This window comes from Stenotrophomonas sp. Steno-C18 (assembly GCF_056393195.1).
Genome location: NZ_JBWJOX010000005.1, coordinates 113,331 through 125,862 on the forward strand (window position 1 = coordinate 113,331; position 12,532 = coordinate 125,862).

13 protein-coding genes are annotated in these 12,532 nt (G+C 66.7%); 5 read left to right on the forward strand and 8 right to left on the reverse strand.

The window, feature by feature from the left end:
- Nucleotides 1-31 precede the first annotated feature (31 nt).
- Nucleotides 32-664 (forward strand): uracil phosphoribosyltransferase, encoded by a 633-nt coding sequence (upp, locus tag AC06FE_RS11880; RefSeq protein ID WP_132863075.1) that lies wholly within the window; start codon nt 32-34, stop codon nt 662-664.
- Nucleotides 665-711: 47 nt separating this feature from the next.
- Here the strand turns inward: upp and AC06FE_RS11885 are convergent, their stop codons facing one another.
- The 7 genes from AC06FE_RS11885 to rsmD all read right to left on the reverse strand — a co-directional run bounded on the left by AC06FE_RS11885 (nt 712) and on the right by rsmD (nt 6,682).
- The gene (locus AC06FE_RS11885) at nt 712-1,545 is read right to left on the reverse strand and encodes an alpha/beta hydrolase family protein (protein WP_132863074.1); all 834 of its coding nucleotides are present in this window, start codon (nt 1,543-1,545) and stop codon (nt 712-714) included.
- A 96-nt stretch (nt 1,546-1,641) separates the two neighbouring features.
- Entirely contained in the window at nt 1,642-2,532 is an 891-nt protein-coding gene (locus tag AC06FE_RS11890; protein WP_132863073.1) for an MBL fold metallo-hydrolase, read from the reverse strand.
- Nucleotides 2,533-2,785: 253 nt separating this feature from the next.
- Nucleotides 2,786-4,528: a gamma-glutamyltransferase gene (gene ggt, locus AC06FE_RS11895; protein ID WP_478073141.1), complete on the reverse strand. Its 1,743-nt coding sequence runs from the start codon at nt 4,526-4,528 to the stop codon at nt 2,786-2,788.
- Nucleotides 4,525-4,809, reverse strand: coding sequence for a YfhL family 4Fe-4S dicluster ferredoxin (locus AC06FE_RS11900; RefSeq protein WP_132863071.1), 285 nt, complete (start codon nt 4,807-4,809; stop codon nt 4,525-4,527). Before AC06FE_RS11900 ends, ggt begins: the two co-directional genes overlap by 4 nt.
- Nucleotides 4,810-5,017: 208 nt before the next feature.
- The gene (locus AC06FE_RS11905) at nt 5,018-5,509 is read right to left on the reverse strand and encodes a hypothetical protein (RefSeq protein WP_478073142.1); all 492 of its coding nucleotides are present in this window, start codon (nt 5,507-5,509) and stop codon (nt 5,018-5,020) included.
- Between the two features lie 43 nt (nt 5,510-5,552).
- A complete protein-coding gene (gene coaD / locus AC06FE_RS11910) occupies nt 5,553-6,059 on the reverse strand; it encodes a pantetheine-phosphate adenylyltransferase (RefSeq protein ID WP_192286016.1) in 507 nt (168 codons plus the stop codon).
- Nucleotides 6,056-6,682, reverse strand: coding sequence for a 16S rRNA (guanine(966)-N(2))-methyltransferase RsmD (gene rsmD / locus AC06FE_RS11915; RefSeq protein ID WP_192286017.1), 627 nt, complete (start codon nt 6,680-6,682; stop codon nt 6,056-6,058). The genes coaD and rsmD overlap by 4 nt, the downstream gene beginning before the upstream one ends.
- A gap of 203 nt (nt 6,683-6,885) precedes the next feature.
- On the opposite strand from rsmD, the gene htpG reads away from it, so the two are divergent.
- The 4 genes from htpG (at nt 6,886) to AC06FE_RS11935 (ending at nt 11,941) form a co-directional block, all read left to right on the forward strand.
- A complete protein-coding gene (gene htpG, locus AC06FE_RS11920; RefSeq protein ID WP_478073143.1) occupies nt 6,886-8,790 on the forward strand; it encodes a molecular chaperone HtpG in 1,905 nt (634 codons plus the stop codon).
- Nucleotides 8,791-9,112: 322 nt separating this feature from the next.
- Nucleotides 9,113-10,432: a signal recognition particle-docking protein FtsY gene (gene ftsY / locus AC06FE_RS11925; RefSeq protein WP_478073144.1), complete on the forward strand. Its 1,320-nt coding sequence runs from the start codon at nt 9,113-9,115 to the stop codon at nt 10,430-10,432.
- Nucleotides 10,433-10,595: 163 nt separating this feature from the next.
- Complete coding sequence (mutY, locus tag AC06FE_RS11930) at nt 10,596-11,651, forward strand: A/G-specific adenine glycosylase (RefSeq protein ID WP_478073145.1); 1,056 nt, start codon at nt 10,596-10,598, stop codon at nt 11,649-11,651.
- A gap of 17 nt (nt 11,652-11,668) precedes the next feature.
- Complete coding sequence (locus AC06FE_RS11935) at nt 11,669-11,941, forward strand: oxidative damage protection protein (RefSeq protein WP_192286021.1); 273 nt, start codon at nt 11,669-11,671, stop codon at nt 11,939-11,941.
- A gap of 91 nt (nt 11,942-12,032) precedes the next feature.
- Here AC06FE_RS11935 and AC06FE_RS11940 read toward each other — a convergent pair whose 3' ends face one another.
- Entirely contained in the window at nt 12,033-12,494 is a 462-nt protein-coding gene (locus AC06FE_RS11940) for a DUF6491 family protein (protein WP_478073146.1), read from the reverse strand.
- Between the last annotated feature and the right edge of the window lie 38 nt (nt 12,495-12,532).

Sequence of the window (12,532 nt, forward strand, 5' to 3'; positions counted from 1 at the left end):
CTGTGGCATCTCCCTACCGCGTAGTACCCCAATGAAAATCGTCGAAGTCCGTCATCCGTTGGTCCAGCACAAGATCGGCCTGCTCCGCGATCCGGCCATGAGCACCAAGGATTTCCGCGAGGTCGTCAATGAGCTGGGTACCCTGCTGGCCTACGAGGCCACCGCCGACCTGGAAACCGAGAACCATACCCGCGACGGCTGGGCCGGCCCGGTGCAGGTCCAGCGCATCGCCGGCGCCAAGATCACCGTGGTGCCGATCCTGCGCGCTGGCCTGGGCATGCTGACCGGCGTGCTGTCGCTGATCCCGGCCGCCCGCGTCAGCGTGGTCGGCCTGCAGCGCGACGAGGAAACCCTGCAACCGGTGCCCTACTTCGAGCGCCTGACCGGCCGCTTGGAAGAGCGCGATGCGCTGATCCTGGACCCGATGCTCGCCACCGGCGGCACCCTGATCGCCACCATCGACATGCTCAAGCGCGCCGGCGCCCGCCGCATCAAGGGCATTTTCCTGGTGGCCGCGCCGGAAGGCATCGAGGCGGTCAAGGCGGTCCACCCCGACGTGGAGATCTTCACCGCGGCCATCGATGAGCGCCTCAACGAGAAGGGCTACATCCTGCCGGGCCTGGGCGACGCCGGCGACCGCATCTTCGGTACCCGGGTCGGCTGATCCGGCTCCCTGCCCCCGGACATCCGGGGGCAGCGCTGTTCTCCCCTTCAGCGACGCAGCCACTGCTCTCCAGCCGCTGCCGGCGCAGCCAACGCGGCCCGCGCCTGCGGATCATCCAGCAGCTCGGCCTGCAGGAATGCCGTCCCCAGCTGCCGGGCACGATCGAACAACGCCTCCGGCTCGCCGCCGATCAGGTTGTGGTCGCCGCCGGCCAGCACCACGCCGGTCTTGTCCCCGGCCGGTGCCGTTTCCACCGCGTACAGGTGATCGGCGGGGTTGCTCACGAAGCCCGGCACCACGTCCTTGTCACCGGTGACTTCCAGCAGCGGGACCGCGAGCGAGGCATAGCTGTCCGGCCCGATCAGGCCGGGAATCTTGCCCGGCGAGGAAAAGCCCAGCACCGCGACCACGGACGGATCACGCAGCGGCCCCAGCGTTGCCAGCGCACCGCCCAGCGCGGTCGATATCAGTGTACCCAGGCTGTGCCCGGCAGCGGCCACCGGCTTGCCCGGCCAATGCGCGGCAGCGTAGGCGCTGGTGGCGCGCATGTCGCTGAAGCGCTCGCCCAGGCTCTGCTGCAGGGTGAACTTGTCGCGCTCCGGGTACTTCATCGAATCCACGTGGACTGGCGCCAGCACTGCGAAGCCGGCGTCCACCCACGTCTGGAACAGTCGCTCGTAACGCTCCGGCCACGCGCCATGGCCGGATGAGAACAGCACCACGCCACGCACCTGCGCCGGCTCCCATACCGCCATCGTGGTGGAACGCTGCGCGCTCACCTGCAGCGGCTCCACCCGGGACGGGGCCGCCAGCGCCGCGACGGATGGCACCAGCAGCAGCGCGCAGAAGGCAGCACGACGGATCAGGCGGGAAATATTCATGGCATCGACTCCGCATCAAAGGATGGGGTCAATGTCCTCTCCGGCGCCCTCGCGATTCAGTGCCGGAAGTCAGTTTTTTTTGTGCTGTTGGTCAGCTCAGGCCGCCAGCGTGCGTGCCTTCAACTCGCCGACCTCGTGCGCGGTGGCGAAACGGCCCTTCTCGTCACGCACCACCTGTGCCATTGCGCACTGCGGGTCGTGGGTGAAGAACAGGTGCACGTTGCGGGCCAGCTTGTCCTCCAGGAAGGCGCGCTTCTCGTCGATCAGCAGCTCCGCATTGCGGTCGTAGCCCATGGTGATCGGGACATGTACCCAGGAGCGCCCGGGAATGAGGTCAGCGCAGAACACCACGCCGCCGCGCGGCTGGCCGTTGACCTGTTCCGGGCCGACGATCTCGGCCAGCATCAGCCCTGGCGTATGCCCGTCGCTGAAGCTGAAGCGCACCGATTCGCCCAGTGCCTTCGAGTGGGCACCCGACACCACTTCCAGCCGGCCGCTGGCTTCCAGCAACCCCGGCAGTTCCGGGATGAAACTGGCCCGGTCGCGCGGATGCGGATGGCGGGCACGCTCCCAATGGGCCGCACCGACGACGAAGGTGGCATTGGGGAACAGCAGCTCCGGCTCACGCCCCTCCGACCACGGCGCCAGCAGGCCGCCAGCATGATCGAAATGCAGGTGGCTGAGCACCACCACATCGATGTCCTCGTGCTCGAAACCTGCCTCGCGCAGCGAATCGATCAGGATGTGGCGCGGCTCCATCACCCCGTAGCGCTCGCGCAGCTTGGGTTCGAAGAACGCGCCGATGCCGGTTTCGAACAGCACCGTCTTGCCGCCCAGCGGGCTGGCCAGCAGCGCCCGGCAAGCCAGTTCGATGCGATTGAGTTCATCCGACGGCGACCACTTTTCCCACAACGCCTTGGGCGCGTTGCCGAACATGGCACCACCATCGAGCTTCTGCGAATTACCGCGGATCGACCAAAGTTTCATGTGAAAAATTCTAACCGGCGCACGTTAAATATTCGCAAGTTGTGAGTGGCGAATTATTGACGCGATCGGCCACCGGCACGCCGTGTCCGCCACCCCGCCAGGACCTATGGCCTCGCTGGCCCCAGCCTCCCGCGACAGGGCCGGGCTCACGCCTTGCCCGGCTACCTGCCACGCAGCGGCAAGCACTGGAAGCCCGTCAAAGAAAAACCCCGCTCGAAAGCGGGGTTCCCATCACCACGTCGGTAGCGCCGGATCAGTCGGCCTTGGCCGGCTTCTCGACCCGTGCACTGCCCACCGGGTTACGCGGATCGCTACCGCCGTACAGCGTGTTGGTGCTGCGGTCCCATTCCACCGTCTGCAGGTTGCCCCACACATGGCTGGAGCCACGGCCGCCGGCGGCGCTGTCGCCGGGCAGGTCGATCTTGTGGCCCATCGCCTGCAACTGCTTCACGGTCTCCGCGTCAAAGGTACCGTCCTCGGCTTCGATCAGGTCCGGCAGCCACTGGTGGTGGTAGCGCGGCAGCGCGGCGACCTGCTGCGCGGTCAGGCCATCGTCGTAGCCCAGGATGCCCAGCAGCACCATGGTGATGATGCGGCTGCCACCCGGCGTGCCGATCACCACCACCTTGTCGTCCTTCTCCATGAAGGTGGGCGTCATCGAGCTGAGCATGCGCTTGCCCTTCTTCGGTGCATTGGCCTCGTAACCCATCACGCCAAAGGCGTTCGGGGTACCCGGCTTGAGCGCGAAGTCATCCATCTCGTTGTTGAGCAGCACGCCGGTGCCGGCCGGGATCAACCCCGAGCCGTACAGCAGGTTCACCGTCTGGGTGCCGCCGACGCGGTTGCCTTCGGCATCGATGATGGAGAAGTGCGTGGTCTCCTCGTCTTCCAGCGGCGTCGGATTGCCCGACAGCAGGTCGCTCGGCGTGGCCTTCTCCGGATGGATGGTCGCGCGCAGGCCCTGCGCGTAGTCGCGGCTGGTCAACACCTTCTGCGGGATGTCGACGAAGTCCGGGTCGCCCAGGAAGAAGGTGCGGTCGCGATAGGCGCGGCGCATCGCTTCCACCACCAGGTGGGTACGGTGGGCGGCGTCCATCTTGTCCAGGTCCCAGCCTTCCAGGATCTGCAGCATCGATGCCAGCGCGATGCCACCGGAGGACGGCGGCGGCGCGGTGGTGATCTTCCAGTCGCCATAGTTGAAGACGATCGGCTCACGGGTCTTGACCGTGTAGCCGGCCAGTTCCTCGGCGGTCCAGCGACCACCGGCCTGCTTGACGCCGGCCAGCAGCTTGCGGCCAGTCTCACCGCGGTAGAAGCCATCAAAACCCTTCTCGGCCAGCAACTGCAGCGTATGCGCCAGCTCGGGCTGCTTGAACACGTCCCCTTCGGTGATCGGGCGACCATTGCGCAGGTACACCTCGCGCGTCCCGGGGTAGCGTTCCATCACCTCCGCACGCGAGGCATAGCCCCGTGCCATGCGTGCGTACACCGGGAAGCCGTCGGTGGCGACGCGGATGGCCGGCGCCAGCGAATCCTTCAACGGCAGGCGGCCATGCTCGCGGGCAATCTGCACCAGGGCGGCCGGCAGGCCGGGGATGCCGGCCGACCACGCACCGTTGACCGAGCGGTCGCGGTCCAGGTCACCGTTCTTGTCCAGGAACTGCTCCGGCGTGGCGGATTCGGGCGCGGTCTCGCGCGCATCCAGCATCACGTCCTTGCCGGTCCTGGCGTCGTGCAACAGGAAGAAACCGCCGCCGCCCAGGCCCGAGCTGATCGGCTCGACCACGGCCAATGTCGAGGACACGGCCACCGCCGCGTCGAATGCGTTGCCGCCCTTGGCCAGGATCTCCATGCCGGCATCGGTGGCCAGCGAATGGCCGCTGGCGATCACCGCACCATCAGGATGGGCCGCGCGCGCCGGCGCGGCCTCCGACGCCCACACGCTCGGGCTCAACAACAACGTACACAACAACAGGGAACGGGCGATGGGTTTCATGCCTGCGGGTTCTCCGGTTCGTAAAGTTCGGGATGATCACGCTGCAGCCCGTGCAACTTGGCCAGCAACTGATCCTGTGTCTCGGGGATGTCCGGGTCCGGGTCGATGCATTCGACCGGGCAGACCACCACGCACTGCGGCTCGTCGAAATGGCCGACGCATTCGGTGCAACGGGCCGGATCGATCACGTAGATCGTCTCGCCCATTGAAATGGCCTGGTTCGGGCAGGCGGGCTCACAGACGTCGCAGTTGACGCAGAGCTCATTGATTTTCAGGGACATGCCACTTCCTGCCTTCCCGTTGCGACGGGACATTCAACCAACCACGCCGCTCCCGGTGCAGGAGCGGCCTCAGCCGCGAGGCTGACAAGGCTTCCACGAAGGAACGCCTGCAATCACATCATCGCCGGTGTTGCCTGCGTCGCCTCCAACGCCCGCCACCGGCGCCTTGAAGCAAGGCAGGGCCGCATCGCGGCCCTACCCCATGGCATTACTTGGCTTCGACGAAGATGTAGTCGGCGCCGGTCGGCTTGACGATGGTCTGCACGCGGGCGTTGTCGGCGGCATCGCCGATGAACACCACGCGTACGTTCTTCATCGAATCAGCCTGCACGCCCTTGAAGGCGGCTTCGATCATGTCGGCCATCTTGGCCGAGGCCGAGGAACCGAAGGCCAGCATGTTGCCCGGCTGGATGCCACGGCCGATGGCGGTGGTGGCGCTCTCGACCTGGCGGTCGTACTTGGCGGCGAATTCCGGGTCCGATTCCGGCGGGAGGTAGTACAGGAACGGGCTGGCGGTGATGTTGCCCATGTTCTGCACGGCCACGGCCTGCAGGTACTTCTTCCAGCCCGCATCGTCGTCCTTGGCCGGGGCAACCAGCGCCTGCTGGGCTTCCGCCACCGGAGCGGCCTCTTCCTTCTTGCAGGCGGTGAAGGCCAGCACCATCGAAGCGGCCAGTATCACGCGCATCGTGTTCTTCATGTTTCTTCTCCCTTTTGAGGTTCTGTACGGCTGTTCGGATGTTTCACTTGCCCGCGCGGGCTTCGCGGGCCTTACGCAACGCTTCCAGCACGGTGGCCGGCACGAAGCCGGACACATCGCCCCCCAGCCGGGCGATTTCGCGCACCAGCGAGGAGGAGATGAAGCTGTGCTGCTCCGACGGGGTCAGGAACAGGGTCTCGACCTCGGGGATCAGGTGGCGGTTCATGCTCGCCATCTGGAACTCGTATTCAAAATCGGACACCGCGCGCAGGCCACGCAGCAGCACGCCGCCATGGCAGGCGCGCACGAAATGGGCCAACAGGGTGTCAAAGCCCACGACTTCCACGTTGTCGTGGTGCTGCAGGGCTTCCACCGCCAGCGACACACGCAGCTCCAGCGGCAACGTGGGGCCCTTGGACGGGCTCTGCGCCACGCCGACCACGATCTTCTCGAACAGCGGCGCAGCGCGGTTCACCAGGTCGATGTGACCGTTGGTGATCGGGTCGAACGTACCCGGGTAAACGGCAATGCGGCGGTTGGGCGTGGTCATGCGGGTTCAGTCGCGTTCATGTCGCCGCGAAGTGTAACAGTGGCTTGCCGATACAGGGCATAGGCCACATCGCGGGTCCCCCCTTCGCGGTGCAGGCTCCAGCCTGCCGGCAGTGCCGGCATCGATCCGGCCGGGGCCTCCATGTACAACCAGGCATCGTCGGCCAGGTGCCGTGGCAGGCGCGCGATCACCTGTTCCCACAGACCTGCCGCGAACGGGGGGTCCAGGAACACGATGTCGGCCCGCGCCGGCGATGCACTTTCCAGCCAGCGCAGGGCGTCGCCGCTGACCACCTCCACCTGCGCGGCCGCATCCAGCCGGGACACCATGCCCCGCAATGCCGCCACCAGGCCCGGGTCGCGTTCGACCAGCTGCGCCGAGGCCGCGCCGCGCGACACCGCTTCCAGCCCCAGCGCACCGCTGCCGGCAAACAGGTCCAGGACCCGCGCACCGGGCAACTTGGGCATCAACCAATTGAACAGGGTCTCGCGGACCCGGTCGCTGGTGGGACGCAGCCCCTGGACCTGCGGCACCTGCAGGCGGGTATTGCGCCAGCGGCCACCGATGATGCGCACCTGCCCGGTACCCGTCGGCGGCGCACCGCCAGCGCGCCCACGGCTCATGCGGCCCCTCCCGGCAGGGCCAATGGCAACGGTCGGCGAAGGGAAGGCATCGGCAGGCACCCACAGGACAGCTGAATCAGGCCGCAGATGATAGACCAGCCCCCCGTCCCGGGTGCCGACCTTGAAAATCGCCCATTCACCCCTACCCCTGTGTCAGCCGCCGCGCCGGGCGCGGCACCTCAGCCACGGAGCATCCCCGACCGATGAACGCACAGAGCCACAAGGAAACCCGCGGGTTCCAGACCGAGGTGAAGCAGCTGCTGCACCTGATGATCCACTCGCTGTACTCGAACAAGGAGATCTTCCTGCGCGAGCTGGTGTCCAACGCCGCCGATGCCAGCGACAAGCTGCGCTTCGAGGCGCTGACCCGGCCGGAGCTGCTGGAAGGCAACGGCGAGCTGCGCATCCGCATCGAGGCCGACCCGGCCGCCCGCACCCTGACCATCGACGACAACGGCATCGGCCTGAGCCGCGATGAAGCCATCGCCCACCTGGGCACCATCGCCAAGTCCGGCACCGCCGAGTTCCTGAAGAACCTGTCCGGCGACCAGAAGAAGGACTCCAACCTGATCGGCCAGTTCGGCGTGGGCTTCTACTCGGCCTTCATCGTCGCCGACCAGGTCGACGTGTACAGCCGTCGCGCCGGCCTGCCGGCCAGCGAGGGCGTGCACTGGTCCTCGCGCGGCGAAGGCGAGTTCGAGGTGGAAACCATCGACAAGCCCGAGCGCGGCACCCGCATCGTGCTGCACCTGAAGGAAGGCGAGGAAGGCTTCACCGACGGCTGGCAGCTGCGCAGCCTGATCAAGAAGTACTCCGACCACATCGGCCTGCCGATCGAGCTGCAGAAGGAACACCACGGCGAGGAAGCCGACGCGCCGGCCGCCCCGGAGTGGGAAACCGTCAACCGCGCCAACGCGCTGTGGACCCGTTCCAAGTCCGAGATCTCCGACGAGGAGTACAAGGAGTTCTACAAGCACATCGCGCATGACCCGGCCGACCCGCTGGCGTGGAGCCACAACAAGGTCGAGGGCAAGCTCGAGTACACCTCGCTGCTGTACACCCCGGGTCGTGCGCCATTCGACCTGTACCACCGCGATGCGCCGAAGGGCTTGAAGCTCTACGTGCAGCGCGTCTTCATCATGGACCAGGCCGAGCAGTTCCTGCCGCTGTACCTGCGCTTCATCAAAGGCGTGGTCGATTCCAACGACCTGCCGCTGAACGTCTCGCGCGAGATCCTGCAGTCCGGCCCGGTGATCGACTCGATGAAGTCCGCGCTGACCAAGCGTTCGCTGGACATGCTGGAAAAGCTGGCCAAGGACCAGCCCGAGGCCTACGCCGGCTTCTGGAAGAACTTCGGCCAGGTGCTGAAGGAAGGCCCGGCCGAGGACTTCAACAACCGCGAGAAGGTCGCCGGCCTGTTGCGCTTTGCTTCCACGCATGACGCCAGCGGCGAGCAGAGCGTGGCGCTGGCCGACTACATCGGCCGCATGATCGAAGGCCAGGACAAGATCTATTACCTGACCGGCGAGAGCTTCCAGCAGGTCAAGGACAGCCCGCACCTGGAAGTGTTCCGCAAGAAGGGCATCGAAGTGCTGCTGATGACCGACCGCATCGACGAGTGGCTGATGAGCTACCTGCACGAGTTCGATGGCAAGTCGTTCGTGGACATCGCCCGTGGCGACCTGGACCTGGGGAAACTCGAAACCGAGGAAGACAAGAAGGCGCAGGAAGAAGTCGCCAAGACCAAGGAAGCCCTGGTCACGCGTCTGAAGTCAGCATTGGGCGAGGACGTGGCGGAAGTGCGCGTCTCGCACCGCCTGACCGACTCCCCGGCCATCCTGGCCATCGGCGAGCAGGACCTGGGCCTGCAGATGCGCCAGATCCTGGAAGCCAGCGGCCAGAAGGTGCCGGACAGCAAGCCGGTGTTCGAGTTCAACCCGGCCCACCCGCTGATCGAGAAGCTGGATGCCGAGGCCGACACGGACCGCTTCAACGACCTGGCCCACGTGTTGTTCGACCAGGCCGCGCTGGCCGCGGGCGACAGCCTGAAGGACCCGGCCGGCTACGTCCGCCGCCTCAACAAGCTGCTGCTGGAGCTGTCGGTCTGATTGACCGGGAGCGGGCCTTTGGCCCCCTCCCTTTCGCGCAGCGAAGGGGAGGGTTGGGGAGGGGTAAGCATTTCATCCCACCCCAGCAATACAGCCGCCGCCCCGCGCGCCGGCCGTTGCGCTGACGCAAGGGGCGTTCATCGGGGCGCGAACCCGTGGTTCGCGAGTGCCCCTCTTCACCCCGTAAACGGGAGAGGGGCTTGAGCCCCCACCCTTTCGCGCAGCGAAGGGGTGGCTTGGCGAGGGGCAAGCTTTTCACCCCACCCCGGCGACACAACCGCCGGTGGTAGCATATGCATCTGATTTCAGGCCTTTTTCCTCCATGTTCAGCTTTTTCCGCCGCAAGAAGACCGACGACGCACAACCGCCTGCAAAGCCGTCCACGCTGAGCGCGGAAGACCTGGCCGCCGCGTTCCCGAAGGCACCGGCCGAAGCCTCGGCAGAAGCCGACCTCGCCGAGGCGTTCGTCCAGCCTCCGGTTGAAGCGCCTGCCGCAGAAGCCGTCATCGCCGAAACCCCGGCCCAGGCCGAGCCGGCCACCGAAGCCGCGCCGGAGCCCATCGTCGTTGCCGAACCCGCGCCGGTCGCAAGCGCACCTGCGCCCCAGGCGGAGGTGGTACCCGCTGCCGCCCCCCTCGCCATTGAAGACGTCGCCGCATCGAGCGCGACCGAAACCGATGACGCCCTGATCCCCGCCAACGCCGCGCCCGCTGCTCCGGCCGGCAAGGTCGGCTGGCGCGACCGCCTGCGCAACAGCGTGTTCGCCCGCAGCTTCGGCGGCCTGTTCTCGCGCAACCCCAAGCTCGACGACGACCTGCTGGACGAGATCGAGACCGCGCTGATCACCGCCGACGTCGGCGTACCGGCCACCACCGCACTGGTGGAAAGCCTGCGCAAGCGCATGAAGTCGCGTGAATTCGCCGATGCCAACGCCCTGCTGGCTGCACTGCGCGCCGACCTGATCGCGCTGCTGCAGCCGGTGTCCCAGCCGTTGGTCATCGACACCCAGGCCAAGCCGTTCGTGATCCTCACCGTTGGCGTCAACGGCGTGGGCAAGACCACCACCATCGGCAAGCTGGCCAAGCGCTTCAAGGACCAGGGTCACAGCCTGATGCTGGCCGCCGGTGACACCTTCCGCGCCGCTGCCGTGGCCCAACTGCAGATCTGGGGCGAGCGCAACGGCGTGGCCGTGGTCGCACAGGGCCAGAATGCCGACGCCGCCTCGGTCGCCTTCGACGCATTGCAGGCCGGCAAGGCGCGCGGCACCAGCGTGCTGATCGCCGACACCGCCGGCCGCCTGCACACGCAGACCGGCCTGATGAACGAGCTGAGCAAGATCCGCCGCGTGCTCGGCAAGATCGACGACACCGCACCGCACGAAGTGCTGATGGTCATCGACGGCACCACCGGCCAGAACGCGCTGTCACAAGTGCGTCAGTTCCATGCCGCCGCCGGCGTCACCGGCCTGGTGGTGACCAAGCTGGACGGCACCGCCAAGGGCGGCGTGGTATTCGCGCTGGCCCGCGAGTTCGGCATCCCGATCCGCTTCGCCGGCATCGGCGAGCGCCCGGAAGACCTGCGCGTGTTCGACCCGGAAGCCTTCGTCGACGCCCTGCTGCCGCAGGCGCTGGGCAGCAACTGACCTGAAGCCCCTCTCCCGCGTGCGGGAGAGGGGTTGTGGGGTGAGGGCCCACGGGAGCGAAGCCCCCACGCAGCACCAGCGCCCCCCCTGCCCTCATCCGCCCCTTCGGGGCACCTTCTCCCGCAGGGAGAAGGGCTTCAAAGTCGCCATCGCCTGCGAGTCCATGTCCAGCTTCCCCAGCCAACTACTGACCTGGTTCGACCAGCACGGACGCCATGACCTGCCGTGGCAGCATCCGCGTTCGCCGTACCGGGTGTGGCTGTCGGAGATCATGCTGCAGCAGACCCAGGTGGCCACGGTCATCCCGTACTTCCACCGCTTCATGCAGGCATTCCCCACCCTTCCTGATCTGGCCAGGGCCGACAACGACACGGTGATGGCCAACTGGGCCGGCCTGGGCTACTACGCCCGCGCCCGCAACCTGCATGCCGCGGCGAAGCAATGCCTCGAACGGCATGACGGTGACCTGCCACGTGACTTCAATGCCCTGCTCGCCCTGCCCGGGATCGGTCGCAGCACTGCCGGCGCCATCCTCAGCCAGGCCTGGAACGACCCGTTCCCGATCCTTGATGGCAACGTGAAGCGCGTGCTGACCCGTTACCACGGCATCGTCGGCTTCCCCGGCCAGCCGGCCATCGAGAAGCAGCTGTGGGGGCTGGCCATCGACCATGTCGCAAACGTGCCAGCCGGACGCATGGCCGACTACACCCAGGCGCAGATGGACTTCGGCGCCACGCTTTGCACGCGCTCAAAGCCCGCATGCATCCTGTGCCCGGTGCAGGACAGCTGCGTCGCGCATGCCCAGGGACTGGTTGATTCACTGCCGACGCCCAAGCCCAGCAAGACCCTGCCCGAGCGCGAAGCCACTGCTTTGCTGCTGGAAGACACGCAAGGCCGCATCCTGTTGCTCAAGCGTCCACCGACCGGCATCTGGGCATCGCTGTGGACACTGCCACAAGCCGATACCGATGCCGAAATGCGGCAATGGTTCGCAGGCAACATCGTCGGTGACTACGACAACGCTGACGAACTGCCACTGATCGTTCACACCTTCAGCCATTACCGGCTGCATCTGCAGCCATTGAACGCGCGCAAGGTCGCCCTGCGCGCCAAGGTTGGCGACAATGACGGCCTGCGCTGGGTTTCACGCGCCGAACTGGCCGACGTTGGCCTGCCCGCTCCGATCCGCAAACTGCTTGAGCGCCATCGCGCGCACTGAACCCACAGGATTACGCCATGCCCCGTTCCGTCTTCTGCCAGTACGAACAACGCGAAACCGAAGGTCTGGACTTCGTGCCCTACCCCGGTGAACTGGGCCAGCGCATCTTCGCCAACATCGGCAAGCAGGCGTGGGCCAGCTGGCTGGCGCACCAGACCATGCTGATCAACGAAAACCGGCTGTCGCCACGCGACCCGAAACACCGCGCATTCCTGGAAGAAGAACTCGTGAAGTACCTGTTCTCCGGCGGTGCCGAGAAGCCTGCCGGTTACGTCGCCCCCGAGGCCTGACACCGGGCAGGACGAGAGGTGCCGGGCCATGCCCGGCACCTGACGCCGCCAGCAACACCCCGCGGCGCCTGGCGCCGCCCTACCGTGTTGGTTACTTGTCGTCGGCCGCCTGGTCGGCGGCACGCTCGGCGGCCTTGGCCTCGCGCAGTTCCTTCTCCGACGCCCGCAGCGCCTTCACGTCCAGCGGCTGGATGCTCTCGATGCGGCATGGCACACGACCGACCGGCCCGCTGCCCAACACCACCACGCGGTCAAAACGTGCCGACACCTGGCCCATCATGTTGGTGATGCTGATGGCCGGCGCGTAGGACAGGTCCATGCATGGCCCACTCAGGCTCAGCAGCCACGCCTCGCTCGGCTTGGTCCAGACCGCCAACGCACTGTCACCCAGTTCGGTCCAGCCGTTGAACGAACCGAAGTACCGGAAGCTGTTCACCGGCGCGCCGGCATGGGCGCGGTACAACTCCAGCCGCTCGCTGCTGCTCAGCTTCCCTGCCGTGGCACAGCCGGCCAAGGCTGCGGCAGCCATCAATGCGACAAGCACCTTCTTCATGGCACGACTCCTCTTACCAGGAAAGAAAACCACACGAC